The sequence below is a fragment of the Paenibacillus turicensis genome (assembly GCF_017873435.1).
GTDB lineage: Bacteria > Bacillota > Bacilli > Paenibacillales > Paenibacillaceae > Fontibacillus > Fontibacillus turicensis.
The window spans coordinates 89,949-115,793 of sequence record NZ_JAGGKG010000014.1; the positions used below are offsets into that span (position 1 = coordinate 89,949).

A 25,845-nucleotide genomic window follows, 5' to 3' on the forward strand; every position below is an offset into this window, starting at 1 on the left:
CATCCCAGGAGGAAATAAAAATGAAAAATACATTATCAAAGGGTCTACATATCATTAATAACGGCACTGAAATTTATAAAGAACTTTTTCCGTATAGTGGAGAAAACAACCACTGTTCAAAACTTAAGGAAAATGAAGTAAGGCAAATTCGATTATATTATAACAGAGGTCTTTGTACACGACAGGAGCTAGCAAACTGCTTTAAGGTGTCAATATCAACAATTAACGATATCATTAACTATCGTACTTGGAAGCACATTGGTTCTTACCACCCAACAAAGGAAGTTATTACCGCTACAAGGTTTGTTATACATAATAAAGAATCCCAAGATCAACAGGTTATTACCTTAGTTCATACAATTATAGCGTCAAATAGTTCAAAATTGTTAGATATTCTCAGTGGAGATGATTCAGCTCTTTTAACCAGATACCCAACAGCAGTCTTTATAGGTGAGTACCTATTAGCAATGTAACTCATTCTTATGTAGCTCTCATGAAGAGGGAGATCTACAAATGAAATCAGATATCGATACATATTTAGACAGAATAATGAATTGACTAAGCAATTATGAATTATAAGACATTGAATATTTGCCACAAGGATGTGGCTTTACATATAGAAGGGGAGATTCAAAATGACTAATAATATGAAGAATGATTTTGTAACACCGACAGCCGAAGAAATTAAAAAGCAACAGTTAATTGAAGTGCTTACAAGTATGATAAAGAGATACTCGAAATCAAGAGAAAAAAGCGAATAGAGTCTAATTGACGCGGCAGGTTATCGATGGTAACCTGCCGTTTAATTAATATAAACCAAATAAGAGAGGTAATAATAAATGAGTAAACAAAAAATAGCAATATATTGTCGAGTTTCAACGGAAGAACAAACCAGTGGTTTTTCATTAGATAGTCAACAGGCAATTTTACAAGAATATGCTTTAAAAAAGGGCTACGATATATACGATTTCTATATTGACGATGGTTACTCCGGTAAGGATTTTAGTCGCCCAGAAGTACAACGTTTGTTTAGGGACATTCGTGAAGAGAAATTCAGTGCAGTTCTTGCATGGAAAGTTGATAGGATTTCACGAAGTAATAGAGACGTTCTTACATTAATTGATCTTGAATTAAAACCAAGAGATATGAAATTATTGATAAGCACATGTGATATTGATAGCTCCACGACTAATGGTTATATGTTTATCAGTTTGCTCGGTACATTCGCTGAGTATGAACGAACTGTAATAATAGAACGTGTCCAACTGGGAATGACGAGACGGGCTACTGAGGGTCATTGGTGTGGTGGAAGAATATTAGGGTACGACTCGAAAGAAGGGAGTCTCTTAGTAAATGAGGAGGAAAAGAAAACCGTAGAGAAAATATTTGAATTAAGGGCTTCAGGTTTGGGTTACAAGTCTATTTCTAGCCGTTTAAATGAGCTTGGTTACCAAACCAAAAATAAAAACCAATTTCAAATTAATTCAGTAAAAACCATTTTAAGCAACAGTACGTATATAGGAAAAATGAATTGGGGGAACCATCGAGATTGGGAAGCCAAGCGACGAAAAGGAAAGTCTAATAATCCAATTCATGTTGAAGGGCAACATGAGGCAATTATAAGTCAGGAACTTTGGAATAAAGCTCAAGAAGTGGGCAAATTGCAAAGAAGCAAAGCATCTACGTCAAGTTCATACAAGGGCGAATTTATACTTTCAGGCATTCTCCGTTGTCCACAGTGTGGTGCAGGGACAGTTATGGCAAAAAGAAAGAAGAGGGGCGAAGAAGGGCATCATCTGTATTATATGTGCCAAGCATACCATTCCAAAGGCTTAACAGCATGCAGAACAAATCTTATTGGGAAAGAAATTATTGAGGAGCAAGTCATAAAAGTCATTAAGGGTATTTTGGAGAAGAAGGATGTTGTCGGACAAATTATTCAAAAGCTTAATCTAGAGCGAAACAATGATACCAATGATTTAGTGACACAGCATTCAATTCAAGTTAGCGAACTCAATAAGTTACAAAAAATTAAAGATGGTATCAATCAATCTCTTCTAAATGGAAAAATGAATCCAGAAGCTTATGATGAAGCAATGAGTGCAGTTATTAAACAAATTGGTTTTACGGAGTCAACGGTTCATAATTTACAATTAGAAATTGACAAGAAGTCAGCTAAGTATCAGTTAAGCGAAGAGATAGTCGTTGAAGCATTAAATAACTTTGATTTGCTGTTCGAAAATGCTCAAAATGATGAGAAGAAACAATTGATTAGAGCATTGATTAAGAATATTGAAGTTGAGCCTGACAGGAAGAATTTAAAAAGCATTATCTTCTGGTTTTCTGAGGATAATGCTTTACCACAAAGTGATACAAGGAGAACCGTATCATAAGTAACAGCATTTTTTAAAAAATCCTGTTTTGAAATTAAAAATCACAAAATAATGGAGACTTGGACCGTGAACAACGCTCCTTGATTTGTCTCTCCTATTTGAAGCCATAACCAGTACGCGTATCGGGGCTTTTGCATGGATGGATGTTTTAGTTACCGCGATCGTGCTTATAGGATTCATTCTGGTAGAAGGCAACAGAAAGAGAATGAAACATTTATGGCTGCCGATTGCTGGTACGCTACTAGTAGGTCCTTCACAGGGTCTTCCCTTGTTTTTTCGACAATTACACTTGGAGAAAAACATTTTAAAATAACATCATAGGTGGCAATGGAAACATGGTTAAACGAATGAGTTAAAAATGTTCGGCACTTTGTCCACAGAGCAACCTCTCAACTGACTTTTTCGTGCACAAATTGCAAGGTACTCATTAACTATTTCCCATAAAATGACCTTGAAGGGAGGGGATACGATGGATTGGTTGGACAGGATGAATGGTGCCATGGAATATATCGAAACCAATTTGGCGGGCACGATTTCATTTGATGAAATAGCACAGAGAGCCTGTTGCTCTACCTATCATTTTCAAAGAATGTTTCCATTTATTACTGGCGTATCGTTATCGGAGTACATTCGACGTCGACGGTTGACCTTGGCGGCATTTGAATTACAGACAACAAGCATAAAGGTTATTGATGTAGCTATGAAATATGGATATGATTCGCCAGAGGCGTTTGCACGGGCGTTTAAGAATCTCCATGGTATTATGCCTACATCTGCTCGCGATACAGGCGTCTCTTTAAAAGCCTATCCTCGAATGTCCTTTCATATTTCAATAAAAGGGGATGTCGAAATGAATTACCGTATTGAGCAAAGAGATTCTTTTGAGATGTTTGGAGTATATGGAATAATAAATGCAGACCAGAAAACAGCGTTCGCTGAAGTACCTGAATTCCGTATAAAATGTGATGATGATGGCAGCGTTGATCATATGAATGACTTACTGGGACGTTTTGGTGATACCATGTTACATGCCGCCCTTTATGATCACACGAAAGAATCTTTCAAATACATGATCTGTTATCATGTACCTAAGGGGCTTGAGATTCCGGAGAGGTTCACAAAACTTGCTGTTCCAGCATTAACCTGGGCAGTTTTCCCGGAGCCGCAAAGTGATATGCAAAAACTATGGCAACGCATCTATTCTGAGTGGTTTCCGACATCTGAATACGAACAGGTTGAAGGGCCTACATTCGAAATGTATTATGGAATGGCACGACACGGGAATGGTTCAGGAGAGATCTGGATACCGGTGAAGAAAAGATAACTCTTTTATAGGAGTGGAATGCAGGCGTTAACGAAGACGACAAATGAAAAATAAGATTATAATATAGGGTCATCCCCACAAAGGATGGCCCTATAACTTGCCGGTACAGACAGCGCGGTGAACCGTATCATAAGTAGCGGTGAAGTGGTAATGGTCACATTAAAACAATCAGCCAAAGCTATATAGTTTTGGCTCAAAACTAAGTAGTAGCTACAGTCGTATAAGGACTGTAGCCTTTTTTAATATTTTTGTGAATAAGCATTAATTTCTCAGAATGCTTCAGAGAGATAATTGCACTTATAACACAATATTTATATCAACAGTGTAATCCGAATTCTTAATTCCTTAGCTACTGCAATATGCCATGCTCTGTGCGGCAGGGGGCACAGTCGTCCCTGTTTCTAGCCTCCCCGTTCAACTCTGCAGGGTTGAAGCAAAATGTAGTTGGATAAGTACATTAGCAAGGCGCGGCTTTTTTATTATCCATATAGATTGACAATGATAATCGTTATCAATAATCTAAAGATAGACGAGAGTCCTCATACCCACCTTTTCGATCCATCTTAGGATTACCGGTAAACTATCATTGAAATGAGGTATACAATGTGAAAATTGACGTTAATCACTTAGCAGAGCATCTTGCACATACTCCTTTTCAAGTAGAAGGAGTATATCGATATGCTAGAAATCCAGGTGTGCCTCATGCTGACTATACAGACTCTTTTCCTGGATTTGTGTTTCCACTTACAGGTAAGGTGCAATTTGAATTTAATGGAACGCCTTATATCTTTTCGCCAGGAAAAGTTGTGCATGGTGGTGCAAATATGAAACTAGCTCAAAAAATGTTTGGTAAAACCGACTGGGAATATATTCTCGTTCTATACCGAATATGTAACTCAGAAATAGCAGAGCCAAGTATTTCTCATCAGCATTTTGAATTATCAACAGGATCATCTCCTCGTCTTACTGAATTAATTATGCGTCTTTGGCATGTGTATAATCAGCGTGGAGGTATTTCGAGGTTTCAGACCGAAATGCTATTTCGTAACTTACTGAATGAAGCCTTAGTATGTGTTGATAATAGACAAAATAGTTGTGAATCGCATACTTTATTTGAACGAGTAACTAATTATATTCATGAATATTATTATCAAAGCCTTACAATTGCATCGCTTGCAGAACAACATAACGTTAATCGAAATCGACTTTCTTATATATTTAGAAGGCATGCAGGCATGGGACCAGCAGAATATTTATTAAAATATCGTATAAATGCGGCGCAAGAAATGCTATTAACAAGTGATGCGCCTGTACAACAAATTGCGCAAACGGTTGGAATGGCTGACCCCTTTTATTTTAGTAGATTGTTCAAGAAACAATGTGGCATTTCTCCTACTAAATATCGAGAGAAGTTCATCAATAGTCCATGCTAATTTCAACATGCATCCATTCTAACTTAAAAATTACTTTACTATAATAATGGTTAACTAAAGAAACCATTGTGTTGGAGGAATTTCGTGTGCAGAAGATTAAAGGACTGCTAGTCTCAATGCTATTATTATCAGGCATATTAGCAGGTTGTAATGAAGCACCTGCTGAAAATAAAGAAGCAACTAAAAAAGGCACGTCTACTTCAGTAGTTAATGTAGATGCAACTGATTGGCCGAGAACGTTTAAGGATGCCTTGGGTAAAGAAATTGTTATCAAGAAAAAACCAGAAAAGATAGCCTCACTATGGTATTTTTATCCTGAAATATTAGTTTCATTAGGTGAGCCACCTGCTGCTTCGACTGAAAAAGAGTATCTATCTTCTTTATTTTATTTAAAAGGAAAGCTGGATTCAACTGAAGAATTAGGCAATAAAGTGTCTCCTAGTATTGAAAAAGTTTTATCTATTAACCCTGATATTATTTTAGCAACAGAGCATCATGAAGCAGTGTATGATTCACTAGATAAAATTGCGCCAGTTATTACGTTAAAATACAAGGACATCTATGAAGATTGGCAATATGGACTCCGAACAGTAGCCGAGATTATAGGTAAAGAAGATGAAGCAGAAAAAGTAATTGATAAAATGATGAAAGAAATCACAACTGGGCGTGAAGTATTAAAGTCGATGGAAGGAGAGACAGTAGCACTTATATTGTCTTGGGATGGAAAAACTTTTAATGTTCTAGGTGAAGGAAATCCGGTCTATAAAATTGCGTTTGATAAAGAAATGGGACTGGGGCTTACACCAGATGACACATATATAGGTGCTAATAATGAATTTATTACGTTTGAAGGAATGTCAACTATTCAAGCAGATCATATTTTCCTTATAGGTGACATTACAAAAGAGGAACAATTAATGAATAGCTTAGAACAAAGTAATGTATGGAATGCTATGAATGCCGTAAAGAAGGGCAATGTCTATTTAATGGATAATTCCGCTATTACTGGTGGGCCATTAGCTACTGAATATGCTATGCAAAATATATTAACTGCCTTGCGTAAGTAGACAATAGTTAGCTTTTGTCTATTCACTGTAAGTAAATTGAAGTTAAAAAATATAAGGAGTGATTACTATCAATTACCAAGCTATTAATCTAAAAGAGAAACTATCTGAACTTAATGATCTTTGGTCTCTGAAAGTCATTGGTGAAATGAATGATTATCAATTTAAACTCATTAAGATTGCCGGGGAGTTTGAATGGCATAGTCATGAAGAGACCGATAAGGTATTTATGGTGATCGAAGGGGAGATGATCATTGATTTTCGTGATGGTCAGGTTAAAGTCTCCAAGGGTGAGATGATTGTTCTCCCGAAGGGGGTCGAGATGAAGCCTTCCGCCGATAAGGAATGCCATATCATGTTGGTCGAGCCTAAAAGCATAGTAAACAATGACGCTACTAAACAATAACGGTACTAAGTCCGTAACTGCAGCCAATGATACTTAGACCTACCCTGTACGTTCACAAGAATGGTTCCTTGTGCCAATTCATGTGATTGATGAAGCGGTAAAACATATTTTGGATGACTCGATTAATAATGTAGTTTATGATCTAAGATTGTCAGACTGGCTAATCTTGCTCAGTATAAATTCCATTTTTTATCCTTTGTCTATACAATGAAGGGCGCCCAATCAGGGTGTCCTTTATTTCTCTCTATAAATGTTACGGTGAACCGTATCATACGTAACAGCATTTTTGGAAAATCCTGCAGAGCTTTGGAAAGGCGCTTTACCAGACATGAGTTCATATTTGGGGGAAAGTAGAGGTCGTTAGAAACAAAAGCACAAGCCATTGGTTTGTGCTATTTGCCGTAGCTTAAATGTAGTTTCTTATTTTATCATTAATGGTGCTGAGTTTAAGAGGTTATTAAAGTAGGAGGTAAGGATCATTTATGACTGAATTGTTAGCGCCGGCAGGAAATATGGACGCTTTAAAAGCTGCAATATCCAATGGTTGTGATGCAGTATACTTAGGCATGCAAAAATTTGGTGCACGTGCATACTCATCTAATTTTGATTTAGAATCGTTACAAGAGGCTGTTACGTATGCGCACCTGAGGGACGTTAAAATCTATGTTACGATGAATACGATCGTGTACGAAAATGAAGTTGAAGAGATGAAAGAGCAGATCCATCAGTTAAATCAAGTCGGAGTGGACGGCATTATCGTCCAAGACCTAACGGCTTTCGATTATATCGTTAAAAACTTTCAAGATATGGAAGCACATTGCTCCACTCAGATGGGAATAGACGATGTAGACGGAACTTTATTATTTAAAGAACTTGGTGCGAAAAGAGTTGTTCTATCCCGTGAGGTTAAGATTGAAACAGTAAAAGAGATCAAAAGAGTAGCTGACATCCCTTTAGAAATTTTCGTTCACGGTGCTTTATGTGTATCTTATTCGGGAAACTGTCTTATGTCAGGACTAACCGGCTACAGGTGCGCAAATCGTGGGAGATGTGTGGGTTCATGCCGTAAGGAATACGAACTAATCGATCAGAGCACAGGTACATCTTTGGGCAAAAGCTATATTCTGTCTACTAAGGACTTGAACACCATCGATTATGTCGATGATTTAAAAGAAATTGATTCTTTAAAAATAGAAGGCAGAATGAAAGTGCCCACGTATGTGGCTAATGTTGTATCCAAATATCGCATGGCCTTAGATCATAAAATCACCGAAGCAGATAAAGAAAATCTGAAAAAAACATTTAATCGAACCTTTACTAAAGGATATTTGTTTCATGAAGATCGGAGGAATATTACAAACATCTCAAGACCTAATAACTTTGGGTATCCCATTGGAACCATCAGCAAGATTGAGAAGGATAGGTATGAAATAACACTTACACGCGCTTTAAATCAAAACGATACCATCCGGATCAATCATGACAATGAAGATGTTAATTTAACAGTTGCCAAACTGTATGATAAAGAGGGCAACTTAATCAACAAAGCAGATGATGTCTGCTATATCAAAGTCCAAGAAAAGATGTCTATGGGAGATGTAGTATATAAAACGAAGGATTATTTCTATAACAAAGAATTAGAAGCATCACTGGAAAAAGAATTTAAGCGGTTCAACCTAGATCTTAGAGTATATGCATGTCCAGATTCAAAGCTTGTCATAGAGGCCGAGGGCTTAGGCTTTACTTATTCCTATGAAAGCGAGGAAACACTAGGCGAAGCCATTAATAATCCAACAACAAAAGACCAGATTATCAAGCAATTCTCCAAATTAAACGATACTATATTCGCGCTTCATCGTGTCGATTATGAGGAATGCAATGCATTTATCCCAGCTAAACTGTTAAACGCCGCAAGAAGAGATATTGTACAGGGTTTATATGACTTAAAGCTTAACAGCCAGAAGAAAAGAACCAAGGCCTTGCAAGCAAAAGAAAAAATAAGCTTTGCCCCTGCCCCTATAAAACCATACCTTACGGCCTCTGTAACGACTAAGGAACAATACGATGCTTGCGTGAGCTGTGGAATTAAGGAAATTTATTTTGAAAATGTGATTAGAAGAAATCAGAATAATTATAAGGAACAAGAAGGGCAGCTGCTGATCGGAGGATATGGTGGAATTCATCACTACAGAGAAACCAATCCGTTTGTAACGGACTATTCTCTAAATGTTACTAATGCTACTAATTGCTATGAATTATATAAATTAGGTGCAAAACGAGTCACTTTATCTTATGAATTGAATAAAAGCCAAATTGAAGATGTAATCAATGCCTATGTTGAAGAAAATGAAGGCTATCCTGCACTGGAAATGATACTTTACGGTAGGACTCCTTTGATGTTTACAAAATATTGTCCGATGAGAAAAATGAATCAATGCAGAGTTTGCAAAACGAAGAGCTATGAGTTAAAAGATGAGCACGGAACGTTCCCGATCCTTTCCCATGAGGATTGCACAGCGACCCTCCTTAACGGGAAGACGCTTAATCTTTTGGATGAGCTACCATACATCAAGGGAATTGAGGCGTTCCGATTAAATTTCACAGTTGAATCAAAAGAGCAGGTTGTGGAAATCATTCATATGGCCTCAGGCAAATTAAACGGTTCAATCAATCATGCTGTCTTTAATCAGGAGAAAGACACAAGAGGACATTTTAATAAAGAGATCGTGTAGGCAGGTTCAAAGAACAGCCCTCACGAGTAAATTCCGTAATCTCCTCAAGCGATAAGCCCAAATTTTTAAGTTTATTTAAACATTGAATGGAGGAAACCTCGCAGGAGGCTGTATTTACAGTATGCCGACCGTAGGAGTGAGGATAGGTCATGCTCCGGTTAGAATGATACGTAAACAGGCTTCTGCGAGCTTATTTGTATATAATATTTTAATAGGTTGCTTCATTTAACCTTTTAATCTGCTCCTGAGTAAGCGTTACATTGAGTGCCTGTAGGTTCTCCTGAAGCTGTTCCGTTGAGCTTACTGCAACTAGCGGCAGGGTAATCGGGGAGTTACTCAGCATCCAAGAAAGGACGATTTGATTAGGTGTTGCGCCCGTTTCTTTGGAGATTTCTTGTAAAACGGCAATTCTTGCCTCAGCATCTTGGCCAGCGTATTGCACAGGAATTGGACGATCCTGACGGTTGTATGCACCGTTCAACAGAGGTGAATAGGCAAGTAAAGCGATGTCCTCATGGGTTTCAACATATTTGAGCATTTCCTCCGAAACGCTGATCTGTACATCGAAGTCGGCGCCTGGTCTAGGGCGTAGATAAGTATATCTCTGCTGAATACATTGATAGGAGGCAAAACCGTGGGATTGACTAATACGTCTTGCTTCTTCAAGTCGCCAAGCGTAATGGTTACTACATCCGATAGCTCCTACTTTGCCGGATTGTACTAATTGATTAAAGGCCTCGAGCGTTTCCTCCAAAGGGACATCCATATCGTCGATATGGGCATAATACAAATCAATATAGTCGGTTTGCAGCCGTTTGAGGCTTTCATCCACCGCTTTATGAATAGCTTTTTTGGATAACCCTTCTTTAGAAGAAAAGCCACCACCAGGAATAGTTGGGTTCGCTCCAACCTTGGTTGCTAGAAAGATGTCATTCCGGTTTCCTTTTTCCTTCATCCATTCTCCCAGCAAGGTCTCGCTTTGTCCGCCTACACCGTCTCCATTCCAAAAGGCATAGTTGTTGGAAGTATCCAGAAAGTTACCTCCTGCCTCCACATATTGATCCAGTATTTGATACGATAAGCTTTTGTCGGTTTTTGTACCGAAGTTTAGACAACCAAGACATAGAGCACTGACCTGAGGTCCTGATTTTCCTAAAGATAGCTGTCTCATGTTATTCATCTCCTATTCCTGTGTAATTTCTTTCTTTACTAAAGAAAAGCAGTTTGAGATTAACTTATAATAGGACTATAGTTAATAATTGCAATTGCAACTTGGACAAGAGTTTATAGAAGTTGTATACAACAGTCAAGATTTTTCTTGGATAATATAGATAAATATAGTTCTATAACTAAATATTACAAATATTAGATTTTGATTATAAAAGATTAGGATAAAGTGAGAGAAATGTAGACTACAGTAATTGCAATATATATTCACGTAATGTAGAATTATTTGATGAGAAAAACATGGAAGGGGTGGAAGTATGAGGTGGAAGGTGAAGACTTACATTCAATCGTCTTTCTTATTTTCAAATTCTCATATTTTCATTCTACAAGGACACTAAAGCATTTATTGCTTTGGTGTTTTTTATTTTTATGGGGGTGTATTTATTGTCAAGGTACAAAAGGGTTCTCGTTAAGTTAAGTGGTGGAGCAGTAGCAGGAAACTCTGAATTTGGTTTTGAGCCAGAAAGGTTAAACCATATTGCGGATGAAATTATGTCAGTAATAAACTTAGGCGTTGAAGTATCGTTAGTTATAGGTGGGGGTAACATTTTCAGAGGTAATATGGCGGAAAGCTGGGGGATAGAAAGGGCAGAAGCTGATAATATTGGGACGCTTGCGACTGTAGTAAATAGTTTAATGCTTCGAGGAGTTCTTAAAGCTAAGACCAAAAAGGAAGTTCGAGTCATGACGGCAATACCGATTACTTCAGTTGCAGAACCATACATCCGTCTAAGAGCAATCCACCATCTAGAAAGAGGCTATATTGTAATTTTTGCAGGGGGGAACGGCCAACCTTACGTTACAACAGACTATCCTTCAGTACAAAGAGCCATCGAGGTTAATTGTGATGCTTTATTAGTTGCAAAGCAAGGTGTTGATGGGGTTCTTAATGCAGACCCTAGATTTGATCAAGAGGCAAGGAAATTTTATTCACTTCATTATAATGATGTTTTAAAACACAACTTAAAGGTAATGGATCAATCCGCTTTTATTTTAGCAAGAGATTACAATCTGCCAATGCATGTGTTTAACTTCGATAAAGCAGGCTCAATGAAAGAGATTTGTGAAGGGAAAAATAACGGCACGATAATTAGTGGTGAATCAGTTTTGGAATTGGAATGAATAGAAATGTGATTATGGGGGCACTGTTATGCTCCCTCTTTTTCGTAAAACTTGTGGCCGCTTGATGTTTTGTGATGCTAATTTATAAGATACGGACTCAGAAAAACCCTCCACTGCAAATTTAAAATGAATGATACAGAGACATCGAAGGAAAGGTCACTTTCCCATTCACACCCATAGAGCCTATAAACCCTTTATGTCTATTAATATCTATCGCAAATCATCTAAAGTATCCTCCATTAAGCCCGCTACTTTCAATGAAAAATAATCATTTGTTTGTCTCAATCCATCAATTAATTTTCTCCTTCTATCAGTCGAGTGGTTTTGGTTTAATTTCCATTTCCCCTCTATTTTTGTAATTTTAATTTTAAACCCAACAATCGCTTTCATTAATTGACTATTAAATTCGCTAAGTAAATCGGTTTCCCACGGGGTTGGCATCTGCGATTCATACTTATTAATTGTTTGATTCATAATGTTTAAAAGCTCTTTTGAAGAGTTGATTAAGTTAAACTCCCCGTAGGTGTGAACGGAGATATAATTCCAAGTTGGTACAGTTTTCTCCTCCTGATACCAGGTTGGTGAAATATAAGCATGGGGGCCGTTGAAAACAACCAATACATTTCCTTCTATTTTACTCCAATGAGGGTTGCTTCGTGCCATGTGGCCCAATAGGTATAAATCCCCGCTTGCATCTTTTTCAATTAAAAATGGTAAATGTGTAGCAAAAGGCTCTCCTTCTGACTGCGAGAATAGTATTCCAAAACTATGCTCTTGAACAAAAGCAATAAGTTGTTCTTCATTTGCTACTAAAAATGGTTTAGGTATATACAATCTAGCTCCTCCTCCTTAAGTATCGATGTATAAATCAGTAAGTAGTATATTTATACACTGTTTAGAATAAATATACAATAGTTTTGAGCATAATTTAATAAATGAAAGTTTTAGGGACAAAACAAAACTAATGGCAGTATGTTGCATTAGCCCTTGACTTAACTTTATAGTTAACTATATATACAAGATTTTTAACACATATCCAAAAATTGAAATTTACGAGTCTAGGCACATTTGGTATTGAGTTTAATAGAGGGCAATTTCGTAGATTAGGATTTATGTGAAAACTTTGACAAGCCATATTTAATAAGGAGCTAATCTATGAAGAAAAAAAACAAACAACTTCTCTTAATCGTGATATCGATTTTTGGTTCAATAATATTACCCATATTAATCCTACAATTATTTTATATTTTGTTTGCTGAGTTTTATACTAAGGGATTCTTAACTGGAATCGGTCATCTTTTTGTATGTGGAATAATGATAATTGTGAATATTGTTGGTAGCCAAATATTAATACAAAGGCAATATAATAGAGTAAAGAAGAATATAAGAAGAAATATTTTTATAATTATTACGGTTAGTATTATTTTACAGGTAGGGCTAAGTATTATGATTGAGAATCCATTTAAAGATCCTCCTTTACCAACCTTCACATAACAGAGCATTCCTCTTCCGTCGCTATGCTAAATCTTACCCCAAGTAGTAGTAAAGTTTAAGCACACGGACAATTTTCTGGAGAAATGTGCTATTATAAGGCTCAATAACTGCTCAAAGTACGGTCTAAGGAGATGAATTCATGAAGAAAAGGATAGCTTGTTTACATGCCCACTATTCAAATATACAGTATATTGAAAATGCTCTTTCCTCTGATGAATTGGAATTGGTTCATTTTGTCGATCCTGGTTTGATGAGTGTAATTTCATCAGATAAAAATTTTGATGAAGTACAAGCTAAAAATAAAGTGATCGAACAAATCGAGTGGATGTCACAAGCAAACGTTGAAGCAATTCTTATTACATGTACGAATTATATTGCTCTTCTTGAGGAAAACCGCCTTCATACTTCCATTCCTATCATAAAAATTGATGAGCCTTTCTTTGGTTCCATCTGTAACATTACAGCACCACAAGTTCTTCTATTCACTAATCCTGCAACTGTTGAGGGGACGATGAGAAGGCTTAATGAATTTGCCACTACCCACGGCAAGCCCATTCCAGATATTGAGATACGTGTTGTAGAAAATGCATTCGAACTTATTATGCAAGGTAAAAAAGAGCAACATGTTGAAGTAGTATCAAAGTATATAAAAGGTATACTTGCATCAGAAGAAAACAAGAAAATTTCTGTTGCTCAATTATCTATGGTGGAAACAGCCGTTAAAGTTGAGCGAGAGTTAAATGTCAAAATCGGAAATCCGTTGGATTCTCTCATACTAAATTTTGAGGACTTGTTATAAAAAAAGATCCAATCGCCTAAAATGACTGGATCTTCAATAACAAAATTAAATTATTAATCAACTATATTTCAAAATTAATGATACCATTTTCAGTTAACTCAAAGGGACCAGGTGTGACATCTGCATCAGGTCTCTTTGTGCCGAAAAAGTCGGAGTCAAAACGGTATGGAGTGCCGTCAGGCTTCTCATAATTCATATCAGCGTGATACGTTTTTCCAAGCAAATCAGTGGTGATCAGCATTGGAGAGCTTCCTTGAAGCAATTCAGGTGCATCGACCTGAATTTGCACCTTGCCTTGCGCAGGATCAATCTCCACTTTTATACCCTTTTGCGTACAAACCTTCGCATTGGGGTCATGACTACTTGGAGTCGCATGGTTGAGGTATAAATTTCCATACATAGCCACTGGAAGAACTGCATTCCCGATAAAGAAATCCTTTGCAGCATCCCCAAGCTCGATAAGCTCTTCTTTAGTATATTCCCACAATTGTTTATCTTTTATATTTGGATGCTTATTATAGCTGCCAAGTCCCACAGCATGCAGATAGCAAATAGAATTATCCGGAACACCATCCATGACAGTTTTCCCGTCGTCATCCACTTCATCTCTTGGTTTTATCGGAAGATGTTCGAAAAAGGTGACTGGAATAGGTTCCTTATTTGGCTCATTATCACTCCCACTATAATTATCATGATCACCCAAAAAGATATTGTTATAGTATCTATCATCCCCTCCCGTGATATTGGAGTAACCTGCCATTGCTGTCTCATGAGGGAAGTGATATGGCGTAATCCGTGTAAGCTCAGAACAAACTATAAATCTACCAGCAAACAAATTATGAGCAAATGCGCCACCTTGTGCCATATTCCTAAAGTTCATAGGAGAGAGGAACAGGTTATGATCGACCATATACGGGCCATGGCAAACCTCAACGAAGAAGTCTTCGGACAGGTTGTCGAAAAATACATTGCGGCTGATGCGCGTGCCTTGTGCCTGCCAGTCAAGCCAAATCGCACGATAACAGCTATAAATTATATTTTCACTAATTTGAGTATCTAGGGAAGCATGCAGTTTAATTCCCGCTACTTCAGCACCATGTCTGAGTTTTTTGTGATGAATATTATAAATACGATTCTGATAAATATGGCTAAAGGCTGCTCCCATATGACCCACAATCCCTGCCTGTTCACAATCATGAATCACATTACCTCTAACGATGTGACTGCCGACGGTATCCTTATGCCAGCCAGAGCGTAAGGCGCGTAAAATGACCTCTTGCTCACGTTGAGTCCCACCTTTACTATGCTTTCCCGCAGACTTGATGTGACCTGTACCGATTTCAGTACCTAGGCTGATCCCCACACATTTGGATTCACTAATGATATTGTTTTCAATAATCCAACCCTTGCTCCAGTGAGGTCCAATTAAACCTTCCTGATAGTCAGTAGGCGGCGCCCACTGAGGAGAGGCTTGAGTAAGTGTGAAGCCACTTACAGTGATATAGTTAAGTCCTGGTTTCTCAGGCCAAAAGCAATAAGGACGGACACTAATTTCTACATTTTCCTTACGAGGATCCCTTCCGCCAAAATTAGCCCAGATTTTTGTTGTCGTGGAGCCAACCTCAGCATACCATTTTAACAATGAATCTTTGGGATATTTAGCTTCAGGCCAAACTTCTGGCTTGTGAACGCTTTCAACACTGTCACTTTCATACAATGATTTTCCATCCAAATAGACATCACCAAGATGAACTGGGAAGCGCCCATCAAACACCCAGTCTCCATGAAGCTCTATTTCAAAGGGATTACGCACAGAAAATATCGAATTAAGTACTTCTGTACTCCACACATTGTTTCCTTCAGCGTTCCAATTCGTAATTCGTTCAGCTCCTGTGATGACTACTTCTCCGTCTCCTGCGGATCGATATATGATTCTATGCTCTGCGGTTCCTCCATTAGCTGGGTTAACCCATTCCCTGTATACTCCGGCATGAACAATAACCGTGTCACCAGCCATGGCCTGAGCGGCAGCGCGTGATATTGTACGAAGGGGGTGGTCAGCAGTTCCTTTTTGTTGATCATTCCCATGTATGGATACATGATATTCCATAAAAACGCTCCTTCTTCCCACCTTAAAAAAGTTGTAACGTAGCAATTTCTTATAAGCTGAAGGCAGGTTAATTTTGAAATTATTGGTGTATGCAGTTATTATACTAGATATTAAAAATAATGGGAGAGATCAAAATATAGATGTTCCATACAAAAGTTAGAACAAAATTATTAATCAAACTGAAAAAGATGATTTGGCAATGGTACACGATAAAACCTTGTCTCCAAATGCTCTAATATCCTCCAAGTAGTTGTAACCTGGTGGATTTGGACCTACTTGATTATACATTCTAACGGCGACTAGCTGATACTTAGGGATAACCAAACAAGCACAGCCAGTGATTCCTAGTATTTGGTAGGAACCAGTTGGGATTGTGTTTCCTATTTGAGAAATAGCTCTAGGCTTGTCATGAATCCACCAAGCGAATCCATTTTTAGGCAATGTATCATCAAGAAGTGCTGGACTTTGAATAGTGGTAGCTTGTTCTATGATCTCTTGTGGAACAATCTGTTGCCCATTATAGAGCCCACGGTTAAGGTGAAGGTAACCCCAAAAAGCCAATTCCCGAGCACTTACAAAAAGATTGGCTTCCCCACCTTGGTCGTCAGCATACTCCTCATTTAGCCATATCAAATTTTTATCTCTATTTTTGCACCAACCTGTCTCAGCGAAATTACATGGTTTAAAAACATATTGTTGCATCACTTCTGAAAGGGGTGCTTCAAATAACTTTCGTATTAATCTGATAAGCATATTAATTCCTACATTGTTATAATTCCAACTCATTCCTGGTACGAGAAGTTTTTCATAATCATTTTTAAGCCCATGTGTATGTGTTAATAAATGTCTTATTGTAACCCCTTTTACTGCATCTAAGTTTAGATCATCTAGGTAATCTGAAATATAATCATCAATGCTTAAAAGCTTCCTTTGGTATAATGCCAAGCTGATAGCAAAACCAAGGTATGATTTTCTTACTGAGGCCACATTAAATCGAGTTGATGGTGTGACTGAGTGTATCTTTGAATTATTCTCATAAGAGCCAAGGTAGTTTTCATGAACAATACTGTCTTCATAAATGATGAATGTAGCAGCTGCGGAAGAGGAGATTTGGTCTTTTATTGTATTTACATGGTCAGTAAGGGGTATATATTTATCGTTGTTGGTATTAACCCCCTGTTGCTGAATAAGCATAATCTGGTCTCACCTCTGCTTATTTAATTAAATGGTTATGGGATTTCTGAGATTAGTTACTTTCAATCAGATGAATTAAGACAGTCTTGGGCCTGATATTCAGGCTTTATGACATTTGATAATCAAAGTAGCTGGTATAATTTTTGCTTTTGCACCAGAATACCACTTACTTGGATTACTTGTATCATTGTCATCCACCTTTGAATTTTCAATTACCTTGTCAATAACAAATCCAGCATTTATAAGCTCGTTAATAAAGGTGCTAACCTTTCTTTTATGCATAACGATCGGTGTGCCCCTCCAAGAATCGTGTTTTTCAAAACCCTCATTTACATAAGAACGACTAAACCTTAGTTGTTCATCCACGTACTCAACAACACTGTGTACAGGATGTTCCCAGCTAAAGACCAAAGTACCACCTAACTTTAGGCTTCTATGAATATTGCTTAACGTCTTTTTTAAATCTACCGTCCACCCGAGTGCATATATTGAAACGGCTATATCAAAGTAGCGATCTGGAAGACCTGGAATATCCTCCATCGGTGATTCAATAAAAGTGACAGGAGTACCTAGGCTTGAAACAACTTCTTTTGCAGTATTTATTTGTGAGCTGGATAAATCTACGCCCCATAACTCTCGTGCGCCTCGTTTAGCGAGATATTCTAAGGTATGCCCGCTACCACAACCTACTTCTAAAATCACTCTATCTTTGATTGGTCCAAGTAGATTTAATTCTTCCTCCGTTGGCGCATATTCACCATAGCTAAGATTTTCAAACGAGCCTTCAAAAAATTGATCAGCGACTTTATCCCAGCCACTTTTGTTAATTTGTATCATTTCTTTTTGTTCTAACACGCGTAATCACCTCATTAATATTTTGCTTTATGATGTTTAGAGATTAATAGTAATGAATAATAATAATTGTACCGATGGATGGGAAAAGAAGGCAAATACCAAAAACAAGCGTTCGTATTTTGATTAAATTAAGAGATCGCAGACGCGGAATGCTTTCATATTGTTTTCAAATATAAGCATGTTCTTTAATCTCAGTATCTCTTCAATATTCGTAATTTTAGGGTAAAATAGTATGCAAAGCGAAAATGATAAAATCATGCAAAGGGTGTTACCATTTCAAGAAATGGGTAGACTCGAATTATATTTCACAGCGAGTTTAACTAGCAGAATGATGATTTTCACAATAATAAATGAAGGGGGACGTTTGTCCTTGAAGTACTTTTATGGAATATTGTCTTTTTTGGGAGTTGTGTTGCCCTATTCGCAATTTATCCCTTGGGTTAAGGACAACGGACTTAATTTTCCTCTATTATTTGAAGCCATAACCAATACGCGTATCGGAGCTTTTGCATGGATGGATGTTTTAGTTACCGCGATTGTGCTGGTTGGATTCATTGTGGTAGAAGGCACTAGAAAGAAAATGAAATTTTTATGGATGCCTATTGTAGGTACATTAGTGGTAGGCCCTTCACTGGGCTTTCCTTTGTTTTTGTTCCTTCGACAATTACACTTAGAGAAAAAATGAAAACAAGGCTCCAAGAGGGCATTTTTCTTATAACTTTTAGAGAGCAGGAAAGTCGTAATGATAAATAACAACAAACAACGCTACCGCTTTAGTGAAGCGCCGATATGGAATATTCAGCGGAAGTATTATGAAGATGAGGGAACAAGGGCTTGGAATAATGATCAAGTGCCTCAATATATAACAAGTAATCCGATGATTGCTGCGTCCTATGCGGAAATGATATTTGGGTTTCTTCAAGATCGGGCGAACAAGGGAGATAGCTCTGAGCCGATTAACATTGTGGAGCTTGGTGCAGGGGCGGGGCGTCTTGCATTCCATGTATTACATGAGTTATGCCAGTTAAGAGATTACGCTGGAATTTCAATCCCTTCATTCCGTTATATTATGACGGATTTAGCGATGAACAATGTTGTAGCGTGGAGAAAGCATCCTGCTCTTCAATCTTTTATTTCCGAAGGAGTACTTGATTTTGCGCAATTTGATGCGGTTCATGATACGTCTCTGAATCTTGTTGTAGCAGGCATAACGATTAGTGAGGGCGATTTAAAGCAACCCTTAATCATCATTGCTAACTACTTTTTTGATAGCATTCCCCAAGAGTTAATTTATGTAGGTGACGGTCAAATTTATGAAGCGGATGTATTTGTTCAATATCCCGAGCACCATGCCTCACTTAAACCATCACAGTTATTAGATCAAATATCACTGAGTTATGAGTATAGGAGAGCGCCTCAGTATGAGCAGGACACTTTTGCATATCGTGATGTTATAGCCGTTTATCAGGAGCAACTAGAAGATTCGCATATTTTGTTTCCTGTTGCTGGACTTACATGCTTGGAACGTTTGGATCGGTTATCTCAGGCAGGATTTGTATTAATAACGGCGGACAAGGGAGATCATCTGCTTGAAAACTGGAAATTTGCAGAGCCACCGGAGTTGATCCTGCATGGAAGTTTTTCTTTAACGGCAAATTATCATGCCATTCTGCATGTTTTTGAACAAAGAGGAGCCATGGCGTTATTTCCTCCACATCATTATAAAGATATAAATGTCGGTTGTATTTTAAATGTAAATATCCCGCAGGATTATTCCAATACAAGATTAGCTTATCGCAGAAGTATTATGCGCTTTGGTCCAGATGAGTTTTTCAGTTTGAAGATGGGGATAGATCGCAACCTAGATAATATGGGGCTACAACAAATTTTAAGCTTTTGGCGTCTGGGTGGCTATGATGCAGAATTTTTCATTCAAAGTACGAAGCGCATTTCTAGTCTGTTGCAGGATGCAAGCGATGGAGAAAAGCAGGATATTTTGAGCGGCATCCAGCTGATGTGGTCATCGTATTATGTCATGGAGCAGCGTTATGATTTGGCATTAGATGTCGGATTACTTCTATTTGAGTCAGAAATGTATCAGGAATCGAAGCAGTTTTTGGAAATTTCAATACAGCAAGAACAAGATGAGATCGTATCAACCGTATTTTATTGTCTGGCTATTTGTTGTTTCGAGTTAGAGCTAGAGGAAGAGGCACTAGTATACTTGCGGAAATTGTTAGCGGTTGAGCCTGATCATGAAGAGGCATTGGCTTTGCTAAGCAATTTTGAGTTGAATTAGGGTGATAATTTATTCACATAGCTACGTGGATGCAAAGGCGGGGGCATATATTGAAATATGGAAAAATAATCGGACTGGGGAGTACAGCTACTGTATATGAATGGGGAGAAGGTACAGTGCTTAAGCTTTTCGTTAAGGGTTATCCTCGGAGTTCAATAGAAAGGGAGTTTAATAACGCTAAGGCAATCAATGATCAAAATTTTGCAAAACCAAAGGTACATGAATTAATTCATTATGAAGAGCAATCAGGGATTATATATGACAAAGTGGAGGGGGAAACCCTGTTGGATTGGGTTTTGAGTACAGGTGACCTCCATACATGTGCAAAATATATGGCAAAGCTACATAAGACAATTGTTAATAACCGCGTTAGCAATATCCCTGATTATAAACAATTTTTAAAATCCAACCTATTAAATGCTACATCTGCTAATTTAACTGAACGAAATAGGGTTTTGGAAACCCTGGATAAATTGAAAGAGGGGGATACCCTTTGTCATGGTGATTTTCATCCAGGTAATATATTGCTGTCAAACGGGCTGACAATGGTTATAGACTTCATGAATGTGTGCCAGGGTGACCCTTTATATGATGTTGCGCGGACTGTTTTTTTGGTAGAGTACACCCCAGTTCCACAAAATGCAGAGGATAGAGAGAAGCTTTTAAGATATAAAAAAACGCTGGCAGACTTATATCTTGTGGAAATGAATGTTACCCGAGAGATGATCCAAGACTACCTGGCTGTAATTGCTGTTGCTAGAGTGAGTGAATGTCCTGAAGAGTATATGCAATAGTTATAAATCCGCGACCATATCAGGTTGTGGATTTTTTGTTTTATATCCTTTGTCTATGTAGTTTTAGTTATTACTAAAAACTATGACTAGCCATGTGTTTTTCATATAACGTGAACTGTACTTGATCATGCTATACTCATTAGACCAAAATCAGTAGATTAAAAATAAAAAGCTTAAAATTAGAAGGGGAAATTGTTATGATACCATTCCGTAATGATCATGTAGGTAGTTTTCTACGTCCTGCAAGCTTAAGTCAGGCGCGTGAACAATATAAATTAGGCAACATCACATATGAAGAATTAAGAGCTGTGGAAGATAAAGAGATTATTCGCATTGTTGAAAAGCAAAAGGAAAATGGCGTACCTGCGATTACTGACGGTGAATTCCGTAGAAGCTGGTGGCATTTTGATTTTCTAGGTGGCTTGGATGGTGTAGAGCTGTATGAGGAAATTGATGGACCTAAATTCCATAACATGCAGACGCGTAAGGGTGGAATTCGGGTAATTGGTAAAGTAGATTTCTCTACGCATCCCTTTGTTGAGCATTTTGAATTTTTGAAAAAGCATGCAGGCGATGCAGTGGCGAAACAGACGATCCCAAGTCCAAATATGTTAGTTTATCGCTTGGAGCCTAACGCCAACATTTATAAGGATCGAGAGCAATTTCTTCAAGATACGATTGTGGCGTATCAAAAAGCAATCCAAGCCTTCTATGATGCGGGATGTCGCTATCTACAATTAGATGATACAGCATGGGCAGACTTATTCTCAGAAGCAGGTCACGATAAGCTACGTGCTAAAGGTTTTGAGCCGGCGGAAGCGCTAAAAACGATGCAGCGGATGATTAATGAAATCTTGGCTAATAAGCCAGCAGATCTAGTGGTAACTATGCATATTTGCCGTGGTAACTACAAGTCTAACTATTTCTCTACAGGTGGTTATGATTACGCTTCTGAGGTTATATTTGGCGGCTTAGACGTAGATGGGTTATTTTTAGAGTTTGATGATGAGCGTTCAGGTGGTTTTGAGCCATTAAAATATGTGAATCGCAAAGACTTGAAAATCGTGCTTGGCTTAATCACTTCTAAATCAGGTCAGCTAGAGGATAAAGAGCAGATTAAAGCTCGAATTGCTGAAGCTGCAACCTATGTTCCACTGGATCAGCTTTGCTTGAGCCCACAATGTGGCTTTTCGTCTACAGAAGAAGGCAACATTTTAACGGAAGAAGAGCAATGGCGTAAGCTTCGGTTTGTTAAGGAAATTGCAGAAGAGGTGTGGAGATAGTAGATATTAATTAATATTAACACTCAAAAATAAAATTAGGGGTTGTAAATTTAAAGGTAGGGCTACGTTGCAGGGAGTGGTTTTAACCGCTGTTAAAGCTTGATTTTTTTGAATGAAATATTTGACAGGCCAAAAATCAATCTTTAAAGGCGGACGCTATCGCTTCTCCACCATCCCCCTGCCCCTCCGCTTATTTTGTTTGCCTAACAATACTTAATTTCAAGATTGAGCAATTTAATATATCTAAATATCGGAGGGATTTTAAATGGCGATTCAAGCAGATAAAGATACAATTGTAGTTGAAGCCCTTATTAACGGTCAAAATGTAAAATCCCTTTCGCAGGTAGCTAAAGAGAATCCGACAAATCCAGCGGAAATTGTAGGTTATTTCCCTGTGACTACAAAAGAACAAGCGGTGGAAGCGATTGAAGCGGCGGCAGAGGCTTTTAAAGCATGGAAGCGGACCTCTATTGATGAACGTATTCATTTGATGCGTAAGGCGATAGAGAAAATAAAAGCAGCAGAAAATGATATTGTCCATCTGCTATCCAGAGAGCATGGTAAGCCTGTCTATGATGCACATGGTGAAATTTTTGTTTCACTAATGTGGATGGAGTTTGCTTGTAATGAAGCCAAAGCCGCGCTACAGGAAGAGATCCAAGAGCATGAGCAGGGTAAAACGATTCTTTCTCATGATCCAATTGGGGTAGTGGCAGCGATTAGTCCATGGAACTATCCAATTGCTTTATCTACGATCAAGATCGCTCCTGCCTTACTTGCTGGCAATACGATTGTGCTCAAGCCAAGTCCGTACGCGCCATTAGCGGCGGCGAAGGTAGCAGAGATTATTGCGAGTGAGTTCCCGCCTGGCGTTATTAATGTCGTACATGGTAATGCGGATGTGGGTGCTGAGCTCACTAGCAATCCACTTGTTACTAAAATTGCCTTCACAGGTGGAACCGAAACGGCTAAGCATATTATAAAAGCTGCTTCGGACACGATAAAGGATATGACGCTTGAGCTTGGTGGCAACGATGCGGCAATTTTCTTGGAAAGCTTTGATGTTAATGATGAGCGAGCAATGCGACGGATTGTCGTTTCTAATTTCTTAACAACAGGTCAAATTTGTATGATCGCCAAACGTGTTTATGTTCATCGTTCTATTTATGATGCATTTGTTGAAAAATATATAGAGGCAGCAAATCGCTGGGTTCGAGTGGGAGATCCATTTGATCACAATACGACAGTAGGTCCACTTAATAACCTGAAGCAAAAAAATTATGTTCAAGGTTTGGTTGAAGATGCACAAAAACGTGGGGCTAAGGTGATCCCTCTGGGCCAAATTCTTGATCAGGAGTTATTTGAACAAGGCTATTACCTACAGCCAACACTTGTGTTAGATTGTGATTATCATGATCCAATCGTGGTGGAGGAGCAATTTGGTCCTACGGTTCCCATTTTGCCCTTTGACGATGTAGAACAAGTGATTAAGCTACACAATGAGAGCATATATGGTTTAACGAGCTCTGTGTGGGGCAAAGAAGAAGAGGCTATTGTAGTTGCACGTCAACTCGAAGCCGGAACAACCATGATTAATACTGCTGCTGTGCAGGGGCTTGATGTCCGGTTCCCATTTGGTGGATTTAAGCAATCTGGGATTGGTCGTGAATACGGCGTGGAGGGCATTCGCACATATACAGAAAGTCATGTTATCAACGTTCCGAAGATGCTGGATCTTCCTTATATACCGGAATAAATCTTATAGAATTAGCCTCATATGATTTGTAGGGCTTTTTGGAAATAGATTGTATTTATTTATGCTTGATGCTAATCTAAATCATAGAGATGCAAACAAAGGAGCATATACCTTATCATGTGGATTACTCTATAGTGATTAATTATATAAAGTATGCCTGTAAATAGTGAAACACACTATTTTATTAGGCATGCTTTTCTTTAATCTTACAGGGTATGCAGAGCAAGGTGTATCATAAACCTATGCTGCGGATGCCTGAGGGTATCCGCTTATTTTTTGCGTGGGAGACCGCATCTCTATTGATTATTGCCTGTTTTCCTTTAATACCTATTGGACGTTAATAGTTATCGATAAAAGAGGAGTGTTAGTATGGAAAAGGGTAAGATCGTATTTTTAAATGGTGTAACGAGCGCTGGCAAAACATCTATTGTAGATGCGATTCAATTGAGATCTGAGCAGTTTTTTTATGTTGTTGCCAATGATCTGTTTGAAAATACAATTGGTGATCACTATCTTCGTGAAAATTATTGGAAATACTTAAGTGAGGCCATCATTATGATGTATCATACAGCGAAACTATTTTCTGATCATGGGAAAAATGTACTTATCGATGGCATCTTAGTAGAAAGACCTGAGTTAGCGCCCCATTATGAAAAGGTTAAGGACATATTTGCTGGTTATCCTCTTTATATGGTTGAGGTGTATTGTCCTTTGGATATTTGTCGCCAAAGAAATATTGAACGCGGAGATCGAAGCGAAGATCAATCTGAGGGGCAACATAAAATCATGGCGAAGGATATACAGTATAACTGCACGGTCAACACTCACTTGAATTCTTCAGAACAATGTGCGGATTTAATCTTAGAGAGTTTGTTTGGTAGCTCTCAGAATTCATCTATATCGATGTAGCTTTGATCGGTAATTATTAAATAAGTCGATTATTGACCCAAAAAAGGGTACACTTTATATAGAAGTAATTTCAGTGAGGTGAGCAAAGGCATGGCAGAAGAAGTAGTACTAACGCAAGAAGGTTTTGACAAGTTACAGGCAGAGCTCGACGACCTCAAATACGTGAAACGCAAGGAGCTGGCTGCGCGCATTAAGCTATCGATCAGCTACGGTGATTTGAAGGAAAATAGCGAATACCATTCGGCTAAGGATGATCAGGCTTTTATGGAGACGCGTATTCTCATTTTGGAGAAGATGCTGAACAATGCCCGAATTGCAGATGCGGCGCATACGGATTCAAGTGTGATTCAGGTTGGCTCCAATGTTGTACTAAAGGATATTGAATTTGGTGACACACTGGATTATCAAGTGGTTGGACCTGCGGAAGCGGATGTGGCCAATGGCAAAATCTCTTACGAAAGCCCACTTGGTAAAGTCCTAATGGGTAAAGCGGTCGGGGATAAGATTAATGTAGATGCACCTATGGGCATCATTCGTTATGAACTATTGGAGATTAAGGGTCTGTAAGAAGGCGATAAAAGTTTCGGTTTCATTGTAAAAAAGGCGGTGCGTGTGCCTGATTGGCGACGCCACCGTCTTTTTGTAGTAACT

General features: G+C 38.2%; 24 protein-coding genes. 19 read left to right on the forward strand and 5 right to left on the reverse strand.

Going from position 1 to position 25,845, the window contains the following annotated elements; all coding sequences use genetic code 11:
- Positions 1 to 20: 20 nt before the first annotated feature.
- From J2Z32_RS14615 to J2Z32_RS14650, 9 genes are all read left to right on the forward strand, one after another.
- Complete coding sequence (locus tag J2Z32_RS14615) at positions 21 to 473, forward strand: hypothetical protein (protein ID WP_210089917.1); 453 nt, start codon at positions 21 to 23, stop codon at positions 471 to 473.
- Between the two features lie 162 nt (positions 474 to 635).
- Positions 636 to 761, forward strand: a complete 126-nt coding sequence (locus J2Z32_RS22580; RefSeq protein WP_280921148.1) for a hypothetical protein — start codon at positions 636 to 638, stop codon at positions 759 to 761.
- A 78-nt stretch (positions 762 to 839) separates the two neighbouring features.
- The gene (locus J2Z32_RS14620; protein WP_210089918.1) at positions 840 to 2,393 is read left to right on the forward strand and encodes a recombinase family protein; all 1,554 of its coding nucleotides are present in this window, start codon (positions 840 to 842) and stop codon (positions 2,391 to 2,393) included.
- A gap of 85 nt (positions 2,394 to 2,478) precedes the next feature.
- A complete protein-coding gene (locus tag J2Z32_RS14625; protein WP_210089919.1) occupies positions 2,479 to 2,706 on the forward strand; it encodes a DUF2834 domain-containing protein in 228 nt (75 codons plus the stop codon).
- Positions 2,707 to 2,862: 156 nt separating this feature from the next.
- Complete coding sequence (locus J2Z32_RS14630) at positions 2,863 to 3,717, forward strand: AraC family transcriptional regulator (RefSeq protein WP_210089920.1); 855 nt, start codon at positions 2,863 to 2,865, stop codon at positions 3,715 to 3,717.
- 605 nt (positions 3,718 to 4,322) lie between these two features.
- Positions 4,323 to 5,150 carry a helix-turn-helix transcriptional regulator gene (locus J2Z32_RS14635; protein ID WP_210089921.1) on the forward strand — a complete coding sequence of 276 codons (828 nt, stop codon included), beginning with the start codon at positions 4,323 to 4,325 and terminating at the stop codon, positions 5,148 to 5,150.
- 86 nt (positions 5,151 to 5,236) lie between these two features.
- The gene (locus tag J2Z32_RS14640) at positions 5,237 to 6,217 is read left to right on the forward strand and encodes an ABC transporter substrate-binding protein (protein ID WP_210089922.1); all 981 of its coding nucleotides are present in this window, start codon (positions 5,237 to 5,239) and stop codon (positions 6,215 to 6,217) included.
- 67 nt (positions 6,218 to 6,284) lie between these two features.
- Complete coding sequence (locus tag J2Z32_RS14645) at positions 6,285 to 6,620, forward strand: cupin domain-containing protein (RefSeq protein ID WP_210089965.1); 336 nt, start codon at positions 6,285 to 6,287, stop codon at positions 6,618 to 6,620.
- A gap of 482 nt (positions 6,621 to 7,102) precedes the next feature.
- Positions 7,103 to 9,352, forward strand: coding sequence for a U32 family peptidase (locus tag J2Z32_RS14650; protein ID WP_210089923.1), 2,250 nt, complete (start codon positions 7,103 to 7,105; stop codon positions 9,350 to 9,352).
- A 208-nt stretch (positions 9,353 to 9,560) separates the two neighbouring features.
- On the opposite strand, the gene J2Z32_RS14655 is transcribed toward J2Z32_RS14650, so the two are convergent.
- Positions 9,561 to 10,523, reverse strand: coding sequence for an aldo/keto reductase (locus J2Z32_RS14655; protein WP_210089924.1), 963 nt, complete (start codon positions 10,521 to 10,523; stop codon positions 9,561 to 9,563).
- Positions 10,524 to 10,963: 440 nt separating this feature from the next.
- On the opposite strand from J2Z32_RS14655, the gene pyrH reads away from it, so the two are divergent.
- Positions 10,964 to 11,701, forward strand: a complete 738-nt coding sequence (pyrH, locus tag J2Z32_RS14660; RefSeq protein WP_210089925.1) for a UMP kinase — start codon at positions 10,964 to 10,966, stop codon at positions 11,699 to 11,701.
- A 210-nt stretch (positions 11,702 to 11,911) separates the two neighbouring features.
- On the opposite strand, the gene J2Z32_RS14665 is transcribed toward pyrH, so the two are convergent.
- Positions 11,912 to 12,535 (reverse strand): FMN-binding negative transcriptional regulator, encoded by a 624-nt coding sequence (locus tag J2Z32_RS14665; RefSeq protein ID WP_210089926.1) that lies wholly within the window; start codon positions 12,533 to 12,535, stop codon positions 11,912 to 11,914.
- A 321-nt stretch (positions 12,536 to 12,856) separates the two neighbouring features.
- Here J2Z32_RS14665 and J2Z32_RS14670 point away from each other — a divergent pair, with 321 nt between their 5' ends.
- Both J2Z32_RS14670 and J2Z32_RS14675 read left to right on the forward strand, forming a co-directional pair.
- The gene (locus J2Z32_RS14670; RefSeq protein WP_210089927.1) at positions 12,857 to 13,195 is read left to right on the forward strand and encodes a hypothetical protein; all 339 of its coding nucleotides are present in this window, start codon (positions 12,857 to 12,859) and stop codon (positions 13,193 to 13,195) included.
- A 139-nt stretch (positions 13,196 to 13,334) separates the two neighbouring features.
- The gene (locus J2Z32_RS14675) at positions 13,335 to 13,994 is read left to right on the forward strand and encodes a hypothetical protein (RefSeq protein WP_210089928.1); all 660 of its coding nucleotides are present in this window, start codon (positions 13,335 to 13,337) and stop codon (positions 13,992 to 13,994) included.
- Between the two features lie 61 nt (positions 13,995 to 14,055).
- Here J2Z32_RS14675 and J2Z32_RS14680 read toward each other — a convergent pair whose 3' ends face one another.
- The 3 genes from J2Z32_RS14680 to J2Z32_RS14690 all read right to left on the reverse strand — a co-directional run bounded on the left by J2Z32_RS14680 (position 14,056) and on the right by J2Z32_RS14690 (position 18,153).
- Positions 14,056 to 16,104 carry a right-handed parallel beta-helix repeat-containing protein gene (locus J2Z32_RS14680; RefSeq protein WP_210089929.1) on the reverse strand — a complete coding sequence of 683 codons (2,049 nt, stop codon included), beginning with the start codon at positions 16,102 to 16,104 and terminating at the stop codon, positions 14,056 to 14,058.
- Positions 16,105 to 16,278: 174 nt separating this feature from the next.
- The gene (locus tag J2Z32_RS14685; protein WP_210089930.1) at positions 16,279 to 17,298 is read right to left on the reverse strand and encodes a serine hydrolase domain-containing protein; all 1,020 of its coding nucleotides are present in this window, start codon (positions 17,296 to 17,298) and stop codon (positions 16,279 to 16,281) included.
- Positions 17,299 to 17,397: 99 nt separating this feature from the next.
- A complete protein-coding gene (locus J2Z32_RS14690; protein WP_342453967.1) occupies positions 17,398 to 18,153 on the reverse strand; it encodes a class I SAM-dependent methyltransferase in 756 nt (251 codons plus the stop codon).
- A gap of 370 nt (positions 18,154 to 18,523) precedes the next feature.
- Here J2Z32_RS14690 and J2Z32_RS14695 point away from each other — a divergent pair, with 370 nt between their 5' ends.
- The 7 genes from J2Z32_RS14695 (at position 18,524) to greA (ending at position 25,761) form a co-directional block, all read left to right on the forward strand.
- The gene (locus tag J2Z32_RS14695) at positions 18,524 to 18,838 is read left to right on the forward strand and encodes a DUF2834 domain-containing protein (protein ID WP_210089931.1); all 315 of its coding nucleotides are present in this window, start codon (positions 18,524 to 18,526) and stop codon (positions 18,836 to 18,838) included.
- Positions 18,839 to 18,895: 57 nt separating this feature from the next.
- The gene (locus tag J2Z32_RS14700) at positions 18,896 to 20,452 is read left to right on the forward strand and encodes an SAM-dependent methyltransferase (RefSeq protein WP_210089932.1); all 1,557 of its coding nucleotides are present in this window, start codon (positions 18,896 to 18,898) and stop codon (positions 20,450 to 20,452) included.
- Positions 20,453 to 20,502: 50 nt separating this feature from the next.
- Complete coding sequence (locus J2Z32_RS14705) at positions 20,503 to 21,246, forward strand: aminoglycoside phosphotransferase family protein (protein WP_210089933.1); 744 nt, start codon at positions 20,503 to 20,505, stop codon at positions 21,244 to 21,246.
- A gap of 197 nt (positions 21,247 to 21,443) precedes the next feature.
- Positions 21,444 to 22,529: a 5-methyltetrahydropteroyltriglutamate--homocysteine S-methyltransferase gene (locus J2Z32_RS14710; RefSeq protein WP_210089934.1), complete on the forward strand. Its 1,086-nt coding sequence runs from the start codon at positions 21,444 to 21,446 to the stop codon at positions 22,527 to 22,529.
- Positions 22,530 to 22,794: 265 nt separating this feature from the next.
- Positions 22,795 to 24,285, forward strand: a complete 1,491-nt coding sequence (locus J2Z32_RS14715; RefSeq protein ID WP_210089935.1) for an aldehyde dehydrogenase family protein — start codon at positions 22,795 to 22,797, stop codon at positions 24,283 to 24,285.
- A gap of 369 nt (positions 24,286 to 24,654) precedes the next feature.
- On the forward strand, positions 24,655 to 25,194 hold the full coding sequence (locus J2Z32_RS14720) for a phosphotransferase-like protein (RefSeq protein ID WP_210089936.1): 540 nt from the start codon (positions 24,655 to 24,657) through the stop codon (positions 25,192 to 25,194).
- Between the two features lie 90 nt (positions 25,195 to 25,284).
- Entirely contained in the window at positions 25,285 to 25,761 is a 477-nt protein-coding gene (greA, locus tag J2Z32_RS14725; RefSeq protein ID WP_210089937.1) for a transcription elongation factor GreA, read from the forward strand.
- Positions 25,762 to 25,845 lie beyond the last annotated feature (84 nt).